This window comes from Flavobacterium soyae (genome assembly GCF_045348165.1).
GTDB lineage: Bacteria > Bacteroidota > Bacteroidia > Flavobacteriales > Flavobacteriaceae > Flavobacterium > Flavobacterium soyae.
The window spans coordinates 2,187,916-2,206,584 of record NZ_CP150845.1 but is presented as its reverse complement, the minus strand read 5'-3'; the positions used below and the strand labels follow the sequence as shown (position 1 = coordinate 2,206,584).

Annotated in this window: 13 protein-coding genes; 6 read left to right on the top strand and 7 right to left on the bottom strand. The window is 32.3% G+C overall.

Features of this window, described 5'->3' with window-relative positions:
- Positions 1-13: 13 nt before the first annotated feature.
- On the bottom strand, positions 14-871 hold the full coding sequence (locus AABD74_RS09545; RefSeq protein ID WP_406845373.1) for a hypothetical protein: 858 nt from the start codon (positions 869-871) through the stop codon (positions 14-16).
- 173 nt (positions 872-1,044) lie between these two features.
- Between AABD74_RS09545 and AABD74_RS09540 the strand changes: the two genes are divergently transcribed.
- A complete protein-coding gene (locus AABD74_RS09540) occupies positions 1,045-1,461 on the top strand; it encodes a helix-turn-helix domain-containing protein (RefSeq protein WP_012025658.1) in 417 nt (138 codons plus the stop codon).
- Between the two features lie 109 nt (positions 1,462-1,570).
- Here AABD74_RS09540 and AABD74_RS09535 read toward each other — a convergent pair whose 3' ends face one another.
- Both AABD74_RS09535 and AABD74_RS09530 read right to left on the bottom strand, forming a co-directional pair.
- Positions 1,571-2,005, bottom strand: coding sequence for a DUF5713 family protein (locus tag AABD74_RS09535; protein WP_406845372.1), 435 nt, complete (start codon positions 2,003-2,005; stop codon positions 1,571-1,573).
- 114 nt (positions 2,006-2,119) lie between these two features.
- The gene (locus AABD74_RS09530) at positions 2,120-2,797 is read right to left on the bottom strand and encodes a DUF6904 family protein (RefSeq protein ID WP_406845371.1); all 678 of its coding nucleotides are present in this window, start codon (positions 2,795-2,797) and stop codon (positions 2,120-2,122) included.
- 608 nt (positions 2,798-3,405) lie between these two features.
- Here AABD74_RS09530 and AABD74_RS09525 point away from each other — a divergent pair.
- Positions 3,406-3,801 (top strand): plasmid mobilization protein, encoded by a 396-nt coding sequence (locus AABD74_RS09525; RefSeq protein ID WP_406845370.1) that lies wholly within the window; start codon positions 3,406-3,408, stop codon positions 3,799-3,801.
- Positions 3,786-5,030: a relaxase/mobilization nuclease domain-containing protein gene (locus AABD74_RS09520; protein ID WP_406845369.1), complete on the top strand. Its 1,245-nt coding sequence runs from the start codon at positions 3,786-3,788 to the stop codon at positions 5,028-5,030. Before AABD74_RS09525 ends, AABD74_RS09520 begins: the two co-directional genes overlap by 16 nt.
- 57 nt (positions 5,031-5,087) lie before the next feature.
- Here AABD74_RS09520 and AABD74_RS09515 read toward each other — a convergent pair whose 3' ends face one another.
- The 4 genes from AABD74_RS09515 to AABD74_RS09500 all read right to left on the bottom strand — a co-directional run bounded on the left by AABD74_RS09515 (position 5,088) and on the right by AABD74_RS09500 (position 14,567).
- Entirely contained in the window at positions 5,088-5,798 is a 711-nt protein-coding gene (locus AABD74_RS09515) for a hypothetical protein (protein WP_406845368.1), read from the bottom strand.
- 206 nt (positions 5,799-6,004) lie between these two features.
- Positions 6,005-9,628 carry a DUF6443 domain-containing protein gene (locus AABD74_RS09510; RefSeq protein ID WP_406845367.1) on the bottom strand — a complete coding sequence of 1,208 codons (3,624 nt, stop codon included), beginning with the start codon at positions 9,626-9,628 and terminating at the stop codon, positions 6,005-6,007.
- Positions 9,629-9,640: 12 nt separating this feature from the next.
- Positions 9,641-13,120 (bottom strand): RHS repeat domain-containing protein, encoded by a 3,480-nt coding sequence (locus tag AABD74_RS09505; protein ID WP_406845366.1) that lies wholly within the window; start codon positions 13,118-13,120, stop codon positions 9,641-9,643.
- Between the two features lie 247 nt (positions 13,121-13,367).
- A complete protein-coding gene (locus AABD74_RS09500) occupies positions 13,368-14,567 on the bottom strand; it encodes a hypothetical protein (protein ID WP_406845365.1) in 1,200 nt (399 codons plus the stop codon).
- A gap of 931 nt (positions 14,568-15,498) precedes the next feature.
- On the opposite strand from AABD74_RS09500, the gene AABD74_RS09495 reads away from it, so the two are divergent.
- Genes AABD74_RS09495 through AABD74_RS09485 form a run of 3 tightly spaced genes read left to right on the top strand, consistent with a single transcriptional unit; the run spans position 15,499 to position 18,666 of the window.
- Positions 15,499-16,167 (top strand): TetR/AcrR family transcriptional regulator, encoded by a 669-nt coding sequence (locus AABD74_RS09495; protein ID WP_406845364.1) that lies wholly within the window; start codon positions 15,499-15,501, stop codon positions 16,165-16,167.
- Positions 16,168-16,220: 53 nt separating this feature from the next.
- The gene (locus AABD74_RS09490; RefSeq protein WP_406845363.1) at positions 16,221-17,555 is read left to right on the top strand and encodes a TolC family protein; all 1,335 of its coding nucleotides are present in this window, start codon (positions 16,221-16,223) and stop codon (positions 17,553-17,555) included.
- Positions 17,556-17,574: 19 nt separating this feature from the next.
- On the top strand, positions 17,575-18,666 hold the full coding sequence (locus AABD74_RS09485; protein WP_406845362.1) for an efflux RND transporter periplasmic adaptor subunit: 1,092 nt from the start codon (positions 17,575-17,577) through the stop codon (positions 18,664-18,666).
- Positions 18,667-18,669 lie beyond the last annotated feature (3 nt).

Here is an 18,669-nt window from a genome sequence, read left to right as displayed (position 1 = left end):
AACTTCATTTTTTTTATGCAGATAAAACTTCCTGCTGATGGATTCCCTCAAGCCTCTCAAGTTCCTTCTGGATCATGGCTTCCGCTTCTTTCATAAAATCACGGCATCTGCCTTCCATTATTCCATAGTAATCGTAACCATAACTAATGCTTCTGCTGAAACGAAGCGTGTTTGGATTCTTTTTCAAAATCTTGAACATGTTTTTTTCATCACTGCTGTTTCGGGGAAAATATTCCGAAGTCAAGCTCGTGAAGTATTCGCACAGCTCAAATAAGTACCCCAGTGAGAAGTGATTCGGGGTATATCCCAGAAATACCCTTATAAGGGAAAGGCAGGTCTGTTCAACTATCTGGTGAAGTGAACACATTCTTACCTCATATGAAAAATACTGGTCGTTATTATAGATAAGATCCCAGATCGATTCACTAACATTTCTTCTGTCTCCTGCGTATGCTGAAGTGCTTTTCACATATCTCTTTTCTGGATTCTTAGCCCAGATTATAGGCGACCTGTATGCATCTATATGAATCCTCTGCGCATTCTTAAAAATATTCCAGAAGAAATACTGCTGGTCTCCATATAATTTGACGATGTTTCTCAGGCTGTGCATGAGAATGGTTACCGTGATCTGTCCTCTTGATCTGCTCTTTATTTTATCGGTGAGGTCATTGCCGATATTATCCTCAAACTCTTCCGCTATGACCAGCAGATAAAGATGGACATGCTTTTCTTTTTGGACGGGCTTCTGAAAAGGCTCATTAAAAGTATAACTGCTTTTCTTCTCTGCAAAACAGTAAATGCCTATCGGATCGATGTTCTGTGAAATTACTCGATAAATCAAGTCGGATGCGGTGTTTTGAATTGCTTTCATAATTTTACTCATTTTAGTTAATACTTGTCTGAAAAATTGTATTTTTGTTTAACACACAGGCAAGTAAGCAATTACTTGTACGGTACGGTATCAAATTTTACCGTACCGTACATGAGATTTTTTGTATCATACATGAATCCCGCTTTTTTATTCTTAATTATTATCTTTGAGCTATGAGTACATTAACAAAACCAAATCACATGGGGCGCAAGATCAGCCGTATCCGCGAACTGAAAGACATGAAACAGGAAGCGCTCGCACAGGCTATGGGAACAAACCAGCAGACTGTTTCGATACTAGAAAATAGTGAAGAAATAGATGATGAAAAATTAAAAGAAGTGGCAAAAGCCCTAGGAGTAAGCGTGGAAGCAATTAAAAATTTTTCTGATGAAGGCGTGATTAATTATTTTAACACTTTTAGCGACAATAGTATTAATCAAGGACCAATAGGTAACCAAAATATTTGTCATTTTAATCCTCTTGACAAACTAGTTGAAGTTTACGAAGAAAATAAAAAACTTTACGAAAGATTGTTGAAATCTGAACAAGATAAAATTGAATATTTGGAAAAATTACTAAAAGCCAAGTAAGCTTTTATAAAAGATATATTAATTCGCACAAAAAGAGACTTTACAGTCTCTTTTTTTTATTTTATGCTAAAAGTTTATTAGCTAATTGTAAAGCAAGTTAATCCTAACTTTACCAATCCCTATTTGCAATAAGCTCTTCGACATCTGCCTTGAAACCGTATGATTTGCAAATAAAATCGAAATCCATCGCGATTGCTTCTCTAGCCCCTGTTTCAAGTTCGCTCCCATTTCTATAGAAATCATCTTGCAGGTTATTAATTTTCTCAGTAGCAGTATGAGACAATTCATATAATTGATCAAGATTCTTAGGCTTGCTTTTCTCAATATTGAAACAAAATTCCAATAAGACATCTCTGACCTTGTCAACAGATTTTGGAGGAAAATAAGAATCGTTGTACATTTCTTCTAAAATCCTATAATTTCTAATCTTCTCATTTTTCAGATCATTTTGTTTAACAGCAATAACTTCCCCATCTGAAGAATGATTTTTATTTAGACAGCTTGTAAAAACCAAAGAGACTAATAAAATTATAATGTTTTTCATATTTTAAAAAAATTAAAAGATTGAGCTAAATGTTTCGACTAATTGAAAATAAGGTTTAATAAGTTAATTGATCTAACTCCATAGATCATTTACAACAGCAATATGTAATCATTTTTACCATTTCAAATTTTCATAGTCAAAATCATCATCATTTATTTCAAGTTCAGATATTTCACAGTTTAGCTTCTTAGCGTCTGTTTCTAAAAACGTTAGATAACGTTTATATTCCTCTGTATAAAACACACCTCTTTTTAGTAATTCAGGCAGCTTTCTGAAAGCTCGCTTTCCACCTCCTAAAAGGAAGAAATCAAGATTAATGCTTCTCATAAATTGATATATATAATCATTGCCTCCATAAAGACCATCTTCTATAAAACCAATTAAATTCTTAGCTCCAATTTCATCATAGTCCTTCATTGCTTTTTCGAGCCAAAATTCAATTAAAAGAATTTGTGAAATATCAAGTTTATTAGTTTCACTATATCTCATGTTAAATTTCAATGAAGCAAGTGAAAATAAAAAATGAACCCAAGATATTTGAGCACCATAATGAGTTTGTTGAGTAAATGAAAAATGGCTGTTGTCTCGTTTTAATCTATCTCCGTCCTTTGCCTTACGGATTTCATAAGAAAACCCACTAATTAAATCATCTCTATTCTTAAATCCTTTTTTGTTTAATTTGTTTTCATCATTCCAAAACTTGCTCATAACTTCATAAAAATTGTTTAAATCTTCAGATGTCCCCCAAATTTCTACTCCTAAACCTCCTTTTGTTGGAATTATGTATATCATTATTATAATTTTTAAAATTGTCGAATACTTCTTCCATAATAATATGAGCATTAAAGTAGCCTAACGACACAATACTAAATAAAAAATATAGAAAATCTGTATGGTTTACCGTAAAATTAAAAATGTTTTCTAAATATCAAAATTGAGCCTGCTGGTCACTTCTTTAAAAAATACCCAACATATACCTATATCTTTTGCTAGCTAAAACTACATAAAAGAAAAAAAGCAAAGCAAGGTATTGGACACAGCCAGAGAAGTGCGCATAACATTTTTCTTCGTTCCTCAAAAAATGCCCTTCGGGACTTATAGCACTTCAGCTGTCTGCCTGTCCAATTAAAGACTGCTTTCTTTTTTCCCTTTTTCTTTTTTTAAATGTTTATCTATTGTCACATCCTACAGCCATCATGCACATATTTTGCCCATGATACATTCAAATATTTTCTCTAAATTAGAAGCCTGCTTTTAAAAAATCTCCAAAGATGTCCACGTTCCTGACATCAGCAAGATGTACGGTTGTCTGACAACCGCCTATCTTGCCACCTATTGCCTCGGAACTCGGAGGTGGAGAAACTTAAAAGAAGAGAGTTTGATAACAATGAAAAGGAAAAATGATGGAAAGAGAAAATTCAAACAGATCACGCAGGATAACCCTGCGCCTGACAGAGAAAGAGTATGCAAAAATTGAAAGCCAGTTCAAGGCAAGCACCTGCAGAAAACTAAGCGACTATATCCGTAGGCACATATTCAGCAGACCAATCACAAGCACTTACCGCAACCAGTCATTGGATGATTTAATGGAAGAAACCGTCGTGCTTTCTTCAGAACTCCGTTCAATTGGAAACAACGTCAACCAGATTGCCAGAAAAGTAAATACGCTGAAAATGATTCCCGAGTTTAAGACACAGCTGTTTTTATTTGATCTGGAAAGAAAAGCACTTTCCAATAAATTAGAAGCAATCAACAGTCACACCCAGAAAATATCGGAACAATGGTTGCAGTCATAAAAACCAGCCGTTCGATAAACAGCATTCTCAACTATAACGAAAATAAAGTTAAGGAAGGAGTGGCTGAGTGCATAAACGCCGTGAACTATCCTCTTGAATTAGAGAAATTAAACTTTACTCATAAGCTGAACCGTTTTTTAAAACTGTCTTCGTTGAATGAAAATGCAAAACGGAACAGCGTTCACATATCACTCAATTTTGATCCTTCAGAAAATCATTCTAAAGAAAAGTTGATTGAAATTGCAGACACTTATATGGAGAAAATAGGTTTTGGAAAACAGCCGTATTTGATCTATCAGCACCATGATGCGGGACATCCTCATCTGCACCTAGTCACAAACAACATTCAGAGAGATGGAAAAAGAATTGATCTGCATCTGATAGGCGTTAAAAAATCAGAGCCTGCAAGAAAAGAAATTGAAGAACTTTTTGGCCTCGTAAAAGCCGAAGGAAGAAAACAGAAAGAAGATTTCTCTTTAAAACCGATAAGTGTTGGCAGAGTCGAATACGGAAAAGCAGAGTCCAGAAAGGAAATTAATTCAGTTTTAAACAAGGTTTTATTTGATTACAAGTATTCAAGCCTGCCTGAACTCAATGCGGTTTTAAACCTCTATAATGTTCATGCTGACAGAGGAGGTGAGGAATCGAGAGTTTTTAAAAACAACGGACTGCTTTACAAGATACTTGACCAGAATTTAAAACCGATAGGCGTGCCGATAAAAGCCAGTGAATTTTACAGCAGACCCACCTTAAAATTTTTGGAAGGAAAGTTTAAATCTAATGAGGCACAGAAAGAGTCTTGTAAAAAATATGTAAAAAATGCCATCAAACTGGCTTTCTTTCGCGAAGACATAATTTCTCCCGAAAAATTATCCAAGATATTAGAAAAGGAACACATTCAAATGATACTAAGAAAAAGCGGAGAAGGACAGCTTTACGGAGTAACTTACGTTGATCATAATACAAGATCCGTTTTCAACGGAAGCAGTCTGGGAAAAGAATTCAGTGCAAAAGGGATTCAGGAAAGCTGTGCAATGAACATTCTTGAACTTGAAAGAAAATACCAAAAGTCCAATTCAACCGCTTCGGAAAACTTTCAAGATCTTGAATTAAAAAATTATGTAAAAGAAAATCTTGCAGATATTCTGCTTCGTGGTGAAAAAGTAAATGACTTTGTTTCAAAAGAGTTTAATAAAAAGAAAAAAAGAAAATTGAGAAAAGGAATTTAATAAATAAGGGTGCAATGATGCACCCTTAAATTTGTTTGTTTTTTTGCCAGCAATCCTCTAATTAGATACTTTTATACTCTGCATAGGTTTAAAGTCGCTCTGTTTTTCTGATTTTAATAAATTAACTCCATTATCAACATAAAGTGTTTTCAATAGAAGATTATTAGAAATATCTAACTTTCCAATTTTAGTAGAATTAAGGTAAAGCTGAACTAGCTCAATATTCTTATTGATATCTATCAACTGTAAATTACCATTTTCGGACAATTGTAAGGTTTTTAGTTTAGTAAGTTTATCCAAAATAATCTTTTCGAACATATTTCCTTGCAGATACAACGACTCTATATTAGGAGTGTTAATCAAAACCAGTTCATTTAATCCATTTCTAAAAGCATAAAGTCCTTTTAATTTTGGCATATTTTTTATTACCAATTTCTTTCCTAACATATTTTCTCCTACGTAAATTTCTTCAATAGTTGAATTGTTGAAAAATACATCTAAGTTTGCAAGTTGATTTTTCATTGCATTCACGGTCTTTAGTTTTTTGAAATGCACTAAATCATTTAAGCTTTTTATATTTCTATTTGAAATCTTAAGCTTGCTTATAGTATCTATTTCAGAAATTTGAATTTCATTATCCTTATTCACATCATAACCTAATTCTAACAATGCTTTCTTTAAGTTTTCATCTTTAAAATCAATTCTTTGCGAATATAAGCTCTTTGAAAAAAATACTATTAAGAATAGTAAAATATAATTCAGTCTCATATAGTGTCTTTTCAATTTTTTTTTACAAATAAAGATATAATAAATGCAATAATTCCAAATACTATAATGATAACTATTCTATCATATTTTGAATTATAGTATCTGTTAAAAATTGTATCATTAGGTTTTTTTTTAAAATTTATTAAAGTATAAATTATAAATATAGTACCTATAATATAATATATATAAATCATAATTTTGAATATTTATTTTTTCTCATCTAAAATTGAATCTCCAAGTTTATCCACTCCATTAAAAAGGTTGTCATTAATTATTTGCTCCATTGGACCAAATACACTATTCCCGCCTAGGCCACCTGAAACTCCCTCAATTACTGCTTTTGTGAAGAATTTTTTCCAACTAAAGTTACCTTCAAATGCATCATTTACTAGTTCTAAACCTGTTCCTAATGTAGAAATTTTCCCTCCAACATAAGCCATTTCAGTTGCTAAAGGAAGTCCAACTCCTGTAGCACCTACAGGAACTGCAGCTAATGTTAAACCATCTCCAAGATTCTGTAATGCGCCTGGCACTTCATCTCCTAATGCATCTACTAAACCTTTATTTTTAGAAATATAAGTACCATTTTCAGTTGTAACACCTCCATCATCAATATCAGTTTTTTTACCATTATTTATGACGATATTTCCATCAGCTGCAAACGAAACCATTGTACTGTAATCTGCTGTATGAGCAGTGCCAGATTCAAAAACTTGTTTTACATTTCCGTAACCTTTAGCTTCAGCTTGCTCTACAGTTTTTACATCTTTATCATAAGTTATATGTTGCTGGCCATTTGTTCCAATCCAATTTATCCAATCACTAGGAGCCATACCATCAGGATCAATAAATCGTATGGGATTATCAAATGCATAATTATACGGACTATGTCTTCTCATTTTTTCAGCCAATGGATCAATATTCATCCAGCGCCCTAAAGCAGGGTCATAATTTCTTGCTCCATAATCGTAGAAGTTAAGCCCCAGCTCGTCTTGAAGCTCTTTGCCATTGTACTTATACTTATTCTCTACACCAGTTTTAACAGTATTATAACCTTCTTGTTTTAATCCGAAAGGATAGAAATTACTTTCCTCCTTAATAGCAAACGTTTTATCATAACTCAAACGAACGTTACCTAGATGATCTTTATACTGGTAAACATATTTATAAGAGCCAAATATAGATTCTACATATCCTTCAGCAGTTGGAAAAAATTTCAATACAGCATTATCATATTGATAACCTCCCAAATAATCTGTTGTTATGACAGGTTTGCTTGTTTCGTTTACAATCTTTTGTACTTTCTGCCCAGCAGCATTGTAAAGGTATACAATGTTTCCGGTTGCGGCAAAAGTTATTTTGGTGGGCAGGTTTAAATGGTTGTAAGTAATTAACGTGATGTTTTTGTTGTTGTCTTTGGTCATATTACCATTGACATCATAGCTGTAATCGTCTACTGTATTTGCCACACTGTCAACAAAACCTAAAGTTTTATTACTGCTGTCAGCCACTTTCATCAATTGATTGGCATTGTTATTATTAGCATAACTGTAGACTAAATTATCTATTGGAGCTGCCGTTACATCGCTTCCCCCATTACGTAAAAGAGTTATGATATTCCCGTTTTTATCGTAAGTCAGGGTTTCATTATAAGCATTATTTGCCACAGCAGTACCTCTTTTAAATACAGCATTTTTAAGGCGGTTTAAGTCATCATACTGATAACCGTATGCACGAGTTACCGGTGTAGTTTCAGAAGCACTTGTCCAAAAGCTTTCCGAAATATTTCCATTATATAAAGATTTTGCACCAGTAATTACTGTTGCTGGTGTATTGTAATTTAGCTTAAAAGCAAATAGATCTTTTGGATCTCCCGCTTTAGCCAAAGCATTGATATCATTAATCCCCGTCATCCATCCTCTGATGTTATAAGTATAATTTATGTTTTGAGTCGGAGCTTCAGCAGTATTGCCTACTTTTTTAGAAATCAACTGTCCTAATTCATCATAGGTGTTACTTAGGATAAGCTCGGCTGGCAGCACGCCATTTATTTGATGTGTCTGCGTTAGTAAACGATCTTGATCAGAATAGCTGAACACCTCTTTTGTAACAAGATCAACTGTATCTAAAGATGATCTTCGATGTTTTGTTATAGTATATTCCAATCGTCCGGAGAAATCCTTTAATTTGCTGTCAGTGCAAATATAACCTCCAAGATAATTTATCGTATAGTTACGAATAGGCCTCGCCTTTAAATCATAAAAGATAGCATTGATTTCTCCCAATATTGCTGTACTGGTAGTAAGCACCCTTGTCCAGGATGCAGTTGCCAGTCCTTTTACCTGCGCAGTAGTCAAGGCAGGTTGTGACTCTACTGTTGCAGGTATCGTAATTATGGGATTACTTGGAAAAGTATAATTATCGTAATAATTAACGGTAAGAAGTTTAAAAGAAATTGGAGCTACAGAATTACTGTAATAAACATCAATACCATCTATTGTTCCGCTTGTTTGCTTAGTTTCATTAAGTACGGTAAGTACAGCACTATTCTGAGCCTCCTGCAATGTTTTTCTTCCTAGAGTTGTTGCAGCAGTAGAAGTCATCCAGCCTGTATAAACCGGGCGGTTAAAAGCATCATATTTGGTTATGAGCCATCCGGTAGTACTCAAGTCTGAAAATGGAGAATTAGCAGGTCCTGTAGCCACAGGTCTGTCTAATTTATCATAAACAATAAACTCCCATTGTTTGCCAGGCAGTTTTTTCTCGACAAGTCTATTGCGCAAATCATATTTGTATTGGTAACATAAATTATCCAAAATAGTCTGATTGGTATTATCGATAACCGCACTAAAGGTACTTCCGGCTGTTGCATTAAAGCCTGGCAATAACCTGATAGAATTGCTTGCTGTTAAGTTTAAAGGACCGCTTGCCGTAGTTACAACCGCTGTTGATGTCAGGTCGGCTTGCACACCAGTGGATGTTCCTATAAGATCTGAAGCTTTTGGAGGAATAACATAAGTCAGGTTTCCGTAAATATCATAAACATAATAGGTATCATGTTTCTCGTTTACTGTACCTGTTCCAACAGTCCCATACGTTCTTTTAAGGATAACCTGCCCTTCTTTATTTTTAAACTCTATTGTTGATCCATTTATTTCAGATGGTGTAGCAGCAGTATTTTCATCATAAGTAATGGTTTTGTAAAGCTGATTAGGAAGATAATAACCGCTATTTAAAAAAGTGATTGTGTACAATCCTGCTGTTACATCCCAATTGGTATTGGCAGTAAGTAGTTTTACTTCTTCTAAACCATTAGTTTGGTAATCCATTTTTATTTCATGTCCTAACCCTGATTTCCAATCATTTCCGGGAGCTGCTTGTTTTAGTACCCGATTAAGTGGAGAAGCTTCAAGTTCTTTTCTGCTAAAAGGATTCGTTGTGGCTTCCAGTGATGGATTTCCAGTGATGGCAAGCGTGGGATTTGCATAATACGCCAATACGTTTGCCTCAGCGGTCTGATCAAAGTCCATATTGGTATTAGAAGATTTAAAAGGAAGATATTCTTCTACCTGTCTTCCAAAACCATCATATTTGATATGGGTAATGATATCTTTGCCAGAATTGGATTGCTGGCTTGCAATTTGCTGTATTGGCCTTCCAAGTCCGTCAAAATAAGTTATATTTTGAGAAGCCTGAAGAATAGTTGGCGCTGTTATTTTTGTAAGACTTGCTACTTTATAAGTAACCGTTTTAATATAATTTTCGGTTTGCGTCTGTCCAATTAACATAACTGGAAACAAAACCAAAAGGAGTTTGATTATTTTTTTCATGATGCTTTTGGTTTATTGTTTGTAATGGTACTCGTTTTCCGAAAGGATATTGCCTTTAGAATCTTTTACAAATTCAAGCCTTCCAAAACTGTCATATGTATAGGTTGTTTTCTCACCTTTTGGATCGGTAATAGTACTTACGCCGATTAACGGAATATAAGTGTATGTTGTAACCATAGCAAGGGGAAGACTAGTGCGTAAATCATTCAAGGATAAGATAAGATTATCTTCAGTACCCGTATCAGACAAAGATTGTAAATTCGCTACTTGCGATGCGACGTCAGCATAAGTAGCATTTTCAATTTTTGCAATAGGCCTGGTCTTATCATATCCCCATATTATAGTCACAGACACACCATTTTCAACCGTATATTGTTGAATGTTTCCATTGGAATCATATTGATTGTATGTGATTTTATTTTCCAGAGTCCCAACATTAGGAATATTAGGAAAATTATTAGGAAATTTAGCAGCATACTCGTACTTAGGTAATAGTAATCCTGCTGTTGAGGCGTCATTAACATAAATTGTTTTATTTTCAGATAACTTTGATCCATTTCTATAAGTTTCTGTATCTATTGGTTTTGAAATCCTATTAGCTGCAACTAAATTAGAATTCACAGGATCTGCCGAATCAACTGGATAATAATATTTTTTTTCTAAATTTTCATTTTTAGAGTTAGTTGTCAATTCATTTTTTAATAATAATAAATCTCCATTAAAATTATAATTATAGCTAGTAGTGTTTATTAGCGCAGCTCCATTAAAGTATTCCGTTGTTGTTTTTGTTTTAGGTAAACTAAATCCTAGAAAATGCTTAAAATAGGGTAGTTTTTTAGAAACAGCAGCAGCCTCATAAGTATAAAACATAGAGTCTAAGCAATCATCACCTTGGCCTATAATCATATCATTCATTGCCAAATCATTTCTTATTTCATCTACACTTTCTGTTATATTTGGCTTATTGAAAAAATATTCGTATTCTTCTTTAACTAAAGGATTTATAGCATCAGTAGAATTATAAATTTTCTTCGACCTCAATGATTTGTTAACCCAGTCGAAAGTATTGATAAATGAATAGGGATTTGCATTAAATGAAGTATAATTACTATCACTAGATAGTGTAGACAAATAATATTCATAAACTGTTTTTCCTAAATAAGAATTACCAATCCCATAAATCTGTTCTTCTATATATTGATAAGCGACATTACTCCCATTGGATGTATTAAAGATACCATCTGAACTATAAGACCAATAACGATCTGCAATATATCCGCATGGTAACCCACATTGATCATCAACATAACGATTGAATTTCACTCTTCTTTGCGAAAAAGAGGGGACATAATAAGCCAAACCACTTTCTGAAAAATCATCTGAATATTTATAACCTCTTTTTTTGATTATAGAATTTTTATCAATTACATTTATTTCTTTAATTCGTGCTCCACCTATTAAGTATATATTATCATTGTATATCTGATTAAAATCTTTTTTAACATCGTCCAAATTATAGTTAAAGTTAAATGGTTTGTTATTAAGCTGCGGAGTTAACAGTTTGTTATAAATAAATGAGATTTCAATTTCAAAAGTATCATAATTATCAATTGAAAAGCCTGCAGCATAATATGAAATATATTTTTCATTATTATTAGGTAAACTTGTATTCAATGATCCAGGTCCTGATATTAGGGTTTTTACACCATTTTTTATTAAATATCTTTTTTCTTCAATACCCATGTTTAATTGACTTGCATTTGTTACACCAAGTACTGTTTTATCAAAATTATGAGACAGATTATTTGTGTATAACTTACCTATACTCTTTACGTTTGAGTCATTTATAGGAATACTTGTTCTAAAAATATACTTTTTTTCGTATTGATTTAGAGTAACTATTTCTGAGGGCTGAGGGGATCCAAAGTAAATGCCATCAGCATAAGTTTGACTAAAAAGCCCAAAAACGTTAATGTTATAATTTAGTAGTTTTTGATTTACAGGCAGATACTTGTTAGCTAAACAAAAAAATGTCTGATCAGTATTACTGGAAAGTTTTCCAAAATTGTTTTCATATACATATTCTTGTTTTCCACCAGTTGGGTAGGTAATGCTTTTTAATAAAAAAGTATTAAAAGTTTGAGTATTTATATTTTTATCAGCCCCCGAATAATAACCGCCCATTACATCAGGGTTTTCTTGACCTGTAGTACTATTAATAGAATATTTTACACGAGAAGGGACACCATTTTGTAAAGTTCCATTGTAGTAACCCCAATAATCACTGCCCCCTTTTAATCTGTCAGGAATATTAGCATCGTAATAAGTAAAAGAATAGGATTGTTTTTCTGTATTTATATTATTAAATACATCAATACCATCTAATTTTAGTCTTTTTCCACTGTTTTCAGTAAAATTATCACTTGCAATATTTGCCAAGGTATTTGTAAAATAAGAATAATTAAAGATTATAGTTTTAATTACCTGATTAGCTTTATTTCTAAAAATAATAGAATTCAATTTTGGAAATTGTTTTAAATCCTGTCTATTTGTCTCAGCAATAAATTCTATTTTACCTTCTGGATAGTTTATTTCAGAAACATAACTTGACTCTAAATTGATTAGTTGATCATTACTTATTGAAGTTGAAAGGTTATCCATTAAAACTACTGGTCTTTCGTAATTCTGTAAATTATATAAGTTATATGAAAAAGAAATTACTTGGTTTTTTATATTTTCAATTTTACTTATATTCCATGAATTATAAAAATTATGGGTTAATGGATTTGTTCTCTCTTTCGCATTGGCATCTATTCCATAAAAATATTTAATGCCACTATCATCAGTGATTTTAATAGTATTAATTTTACTTAACTGATAATCAACCTCTATTTTATCCATATTTGAAGGGAAAGCAACAAACTTTTGTTTTAATTGCGAAAACAAAAATTTAGCACTTGAATTAGAGGTTGAATAATTAAATTCATCAGGACGATAATCAGAATTAGTATTCTCTTTTTTTAACGCTGTAGATAGAGTCATAGCGTTTGGTATGGTCTGAGGATTATTGTCAGAAAAATTTTTAATTCCCTGTATTGAATTTAGTGAGTTTGAATCTAGTTGAAAAAACAAACGACTTTCATCAGGAATACCATTTTCTTTTCGAGATACCTTATATCCCGCATTTAAACTCCAGCCTAGACCTACCCATGTTGCTTTTTCATCAACTTTTATACCATCTGAATGATAACTTAATGAAATAGGGACAGAAACACCATCAATATTGATTTCCCCTAAATTAATGTCAATATTAGGTATTCCGGTATTGTATCCAACCGGAGTATCTATAAACTGATTAAATTTAGATGTTTCCGGAGAAGAAGGAATATTAAGTTTGGGTATATATGTAGATGTAACTTGCGTAAAGCCTTTTAATGAAATTAAAAATAATAACGTAAAAAATAGTATTTGTTTTGTTTTTATGTTTTTCATTGCAAAATATAAATAGATTTTTGAGTGTATAAAAAAATATAGATTCACTAGAATATTGTAAGCTTTACTTTTTCATTGCACTTTCAGAAACATTAAACCATTAAAGAGACTTCCTCTTAGACAATTCATTTCCTGACAAAGTATTGGTTATTAATAACTGATTTATAAACATTGAAACATCCATTTTACACAAATAAATCTTGCTCATACTCATGTTTTCAATATAATCGCTGTTAGTGTCTTGAGGTTATTTCTCTTCCACAACTTCCAATCTTTTGGTTAATGTTTCAATAATTTTCGTTAGTTTTTCAGTATTTTTTTGCTGCTCAATTGTGTATAGGGTTAATTCTTCTATTTTCTGTAAAAGTTTTATATTCATTTCAGATAAATTGATTCCCTCCTTTTTCATTTCATCAGCAGAAGCAATTTCTGGTAAATGTTTATTTTCTCTGATATATTTGTCAAGAGCATTAAGAGATAATAAATTGTAGTTGTTTTCAAAAACGAAATCTGCTCCGGCATCAACGGTTACTTTAACTTCTCGAGAATTTATATTCCCTGCAACGGTAAGTTTAGAAGTAGGATTCATTGTTCCCAGACCTAAATTTCCAGAAGTATTAATGTATATATCAGGAGTTGTCCCTGATAATTGTGCGCTAATTAATAATGGTTTTGGATTACCCGGAGCAACCGCTGTTGACTTAAATCTATTATATGCTGCATTTGACCCATCAAAGAAAATCCCTCCATTTGTATCAACGACATGAAATTTTGCTATTGGCGATGTAGTTCCAATTCCAACATTTCCATTTCTTAGAATTTCAAATAACGGAGTACTGAATCGAGAGAATCTAAATGCTGGACTTGTAAGAGTTGCGAAATCAGTACCATCTTCCTCCATTGCTACAAATCTCATATCTGGATTTACGTTTGCATCATTGGTGCCTGTGAAAATTGAGAATCCTATTGAGTTACTGCTTTTACTAAAGATAGTAGGAACTGTGCTTGAACCATTATTTGCAAATGAAATCATACCAGTAGGTAATGCTGCTATTGTTGTGGAAATTCCTGTACTACCGGTAAAAATATCTAGTTTTCCAGTTGGTGCAGTTTGGGAACCGATACCAACGTTTCCTCCTAAGCCTTGTAAAGTAAAACTTCCTGGCCCCGTTCCTGCGAGAATTCCTTGAATATTTGGCATTGAGGTATCAGTAGTTGGTGTTAATTGTATAAATCTATTTCCTACAACACTCCCTACTCCAACAGTAAGTGTTGTAGATATTCTACCGTTACCAATTACATCTAATTTATTAGTAGGAGCATTAGTTCCAATTCCTACATTATCATTTGTTGATGCTCCTTGAATTGTACCTTGTGGTGTATAAATCTGAGCATTTACAGAGATTACAAAGAGAAGAAAAAATAAGAATAGTGGTTTAATTTTCATAAATAATTTTAATTTAATTTTTGTTCATTTTTTTTTTAAGTCTTTCAAATACTAATTTGAAATTTTGATTTTCATTTTTTAATTCTTTATCTGTTTATTTTGTTCAATTATGTAAATAAAGTGTCATTTCTTCCATTTTCTGCAAAAGTTTTATATTCATTTCATCAGCAAAAGCAATTTCAAGCAAATGTTTGTTTCTTTAATGTATCTGTCAACATCAAATTGTAATTGTTTTCAAAAGCAAAATCAGCACCGTCACCTGCAGTTACCTAATGTTCTAAGGTTAATTCTGCCTTATAGAAAGTATAAATGAATAATTACAAGTAAGAAGTGCTGAGAGTTTTTTAATTTATATAGATTAATCTTTTTAATTTAGTGTGCGAAACTAAGCATTTAATTTGTCATATAATTACGCTTTTCCACATTTAGCTTAAACACCACATCAATAACAAAACAGCAAATAAACTAGTAAACATTTCTACATTAATTTTTATTAGAGGACTTATTTTAACTCTGCCCTTTGAGAGTTCTATGAGACCTCATTTTTATTAACATTTTATTTTTTAATTTATTCAAATCAACTAAAAAATGGTTCGAGAATTATCCCATTAGCACTATTAGAAAAGTTCAGAGAAATTTGGAGCTTTTTTGTTTTATACTTTTTTGCAAAACTGCAATTACCTTGATTTAGATTGCGGATGCGAAATCAGGAAACATTCTCATAGCATTCAATAAGAACTCTTTGAGGAGCAGGGCAGGTTTGGCTATTACAAAATTGATTGAATGCACTTCGCCTCCATCTCATGAAGATATAGTTGAATTTAATCGTTCTCTGTTTCCTAAAATCCTAAGAAAATTTAAAGGTTTATATCATAAAAAAACACAGTAAAAACAAGCATTTTTGGTTACTGTGTTTAATTTTTATTAAAAAATGAACATTGTTCAAAAAAAATACATACATTTGCAAAAGAATAAATCAATTATGAGTGTAGCAGATAGAAAAGCAAGAGAAAAAGAAGCATTAAAGAATCTAATTCTAAAAGGAGCAAAAAAACTTTTTATAGAAAAAGGAATCGAACAAACTACCATTAGAAACATAGCTGATGAAATTGATTATAGTATAGGTACAGTTTATGTGTATTTTAAAGATAAAAATGCAATTTTACATGATTTGCATTCTATAGGTTTTCAAGAGCTGGGGGGGTACTTTCAGGAATTGTTTAGTGTTGAAGATCCAATGGAACGATTGAGGAAAATGGGTTTTATGTATATAAAATTCGCCCTGGAAAATTCTGAAATGTATGATTTGATGTTTAACCTTAAAGCACCAATGGAATTCTTGGAAAACTCTGATAATGAAAATTGGGATGAAGGCGTAACAACATTTAGCCTGGTAAAAAAAACAGTTGAAGAATGTATTAACAAAGGTCATTTCAAAGGTCATAACGTAGAGCCTCTTTCATTTATGGTTTGGAGTTTGGTGCATGGTATGTGCTGTCTTGAAATTCGACAAAGAACCAAAGGTGTTAAATTCACTAACCCTGATACTATCTTATTTGATGGATATAATGAATATTTAAAAATAATAGAGAAACTTTAATTTTTTTTTGCTTAAAAAAATGAACAATGTTCAATTAATAAACAATGTATATAATGAAAAATGTAACAACACTGGTAATGATTTGTCTTGGATATCTAGGATATTCACAAAGCAAGCTCGACAATTATATCCAAATTGGATTAACCACTAACGAAGTTATCAAACAGCATAACTTTGACATTAACAAGAGTGTATATGCCCTAAAAGAAGCTCGTTCCCTATTTTATCCAACAGTTTCTTTAAATGCTAATTATACAAAAGCTGAGGGAGGAAGAACAATAGACATTCCTATGGGGGATTTGTTAAACCCAGTTTACAATACCTTAAATCAAATCACAAATTCCAACGCCTTTCCGACCTTACAAAATCAGTCAGTTCTAATAAATCCTGATAATTTTTACGATGCCAAAATTCATACAACAATGCCATTGCTGAATTTTGAAATCATCTATAACAAGAGAATTAAGATGCAGCAAAGTTCCTTACAAAAAATAGAACTCGAAATTTACAAAAGAGAGTTAGTAAAAGAAATAAAAATTGCTTACTACAAGTACCTGCAATCAATTGAGGGAGTTAAAATTTATCAGGATGCTTTAAAATTGGTAAAGGAAAATCAAAGAGTTAATCAATCCCTGTTTAAAAATGACAAAATAAACCGTACAGCAGTTCTGCGAAGTGATAATGAAGTAATTCGTATAGAGGCTAACCTCGAAACTGCGAAGCAAGTAAACAATAATGCTAAGTCATATTTTAATTTTTTGCTCAATCGGAAGCTTGATACCGAAATAGAAGTTGATTCTGAAAATGAATTGCTTCCTAATGTAATAGCCAATGAAAATACCCAAAACAGAGAAGAACTTTCACAACTAAGCTTATTTAAAGAGCTTAATGGCAATGTAGGTAAGTTAACACAATCTTATTGGTTTCCGAAATTAAGTGGTTTTGCGGATTTAGGCTTTCAGGATTTTGATTTTGAAGTCAATAAACAATCAAGGTATTACTTTGCCGGGCTTGGGTTGGAATGGAACATTTTTTCAGGGAACAAAAACAAGTATAAGCTTCGACAAGTTGAAGAAGACACCAAGAAAATAAGTTCCCAAATAGATAATGTAAAACAACAGTTATTACTTCAATTTCAGGTTTCACAAAACAACCTGAAATCTGCACTGGAACAATTCAACGCCGATAAAAATCAGAAAGCATCTGCCAAAAAGTATAATGAGGACATAACTAAATTATATAAAGAAGGTCAAGCTATCTACATCGAACTTTTAGATGCACAAAATCAATGGGTAAATGCCCAACTAAATACTAATATATCTCTTTATAATTCCTGGATTGCCTTTGCTGAATTAGAGAGAGCCAATGCAGCTTTTACTTTAAAATAAATTTAAAAACATAATAATTATGAAATCAAGGATTCACAAACACCGAAAAAATAATTTTATACTTGTGAGTAAAAAATCAATAGCAATATGTCTTTTAGCCTTCCCTATTTTTTATGCCTGTAAAGAAGAAAAAAAAGAGCATGACACATTAGAAACTGCTGATGTTATTTCAATTAAAACAGCAACTGTAAAATCTTTGGTACTTACAAGTGATATAAGTGCTTCAGGTTTAGTAACAACAGAAAACGAAGCTAATTACGCTTTTAAAATTGGTGGAGTTGTTAGTCATATTTTTGTAGAAGAAGGGCAATTTTTCAAAAAAGGACAGCTTTTAGCAACTTTAGATGAAACTGAAATTAGGGCAGGGTTAAATCAAACCGATCTGAATGTAAAAAAATACGAACGTGATTATACACGTGCCTACAACCTTTATAAAGATAGTGTCTACACGCTAGAACAATTACAAAATACGAAAACAGGGCTTGACATTGCTAAAAAGCAGAAAGATGCTGTAGCTTTCAATGCTCGTTACGCAAAAATATTCGCAACCGCCGATGGTTTTGTGGCAAGAAAAATAGCTAACGTAGGAGAAATTGTTGGTGCAGGTTCTCCAGTTCTAGCGATAAATGAAACAACCCAAAACAATAATTATTTGCTAAAAATTGGATTGACAGACCAAGAATGGGCATCTGTAAAAATCGGACAGAAAGCAATCGTCAAACTTGATAGCTACCCTGAAAAGCCATTTGAAGCATCCGTTTTCCGAAAATCACAATCTGCTGATGCAGCCTTAGGGTCTTTTCAGGTAGAATTGAAACTCAAAATGGGAAATATCAAGCCAGCTGTAGGTATGTTTGGGAAAGCAGACATACAAACTGAGAACGCACAAGATTTTATCGTTATCCCTTATAATTCACTTATCGAAGCAGATGGAAACAAGGCCTTTGTATTTATCGTAGAAAATAACAAGGTAAAAAGACAGCCTGTTACGATAAATAAATTTGAAAATAACAGGGTATTTATAAAAAATGGACTCCGAAAAACTGACCAAATAGTTATTTCTAATAGTGCTTATTTAAACGAACAATCAACTATCAAAATAATTAAATAACAA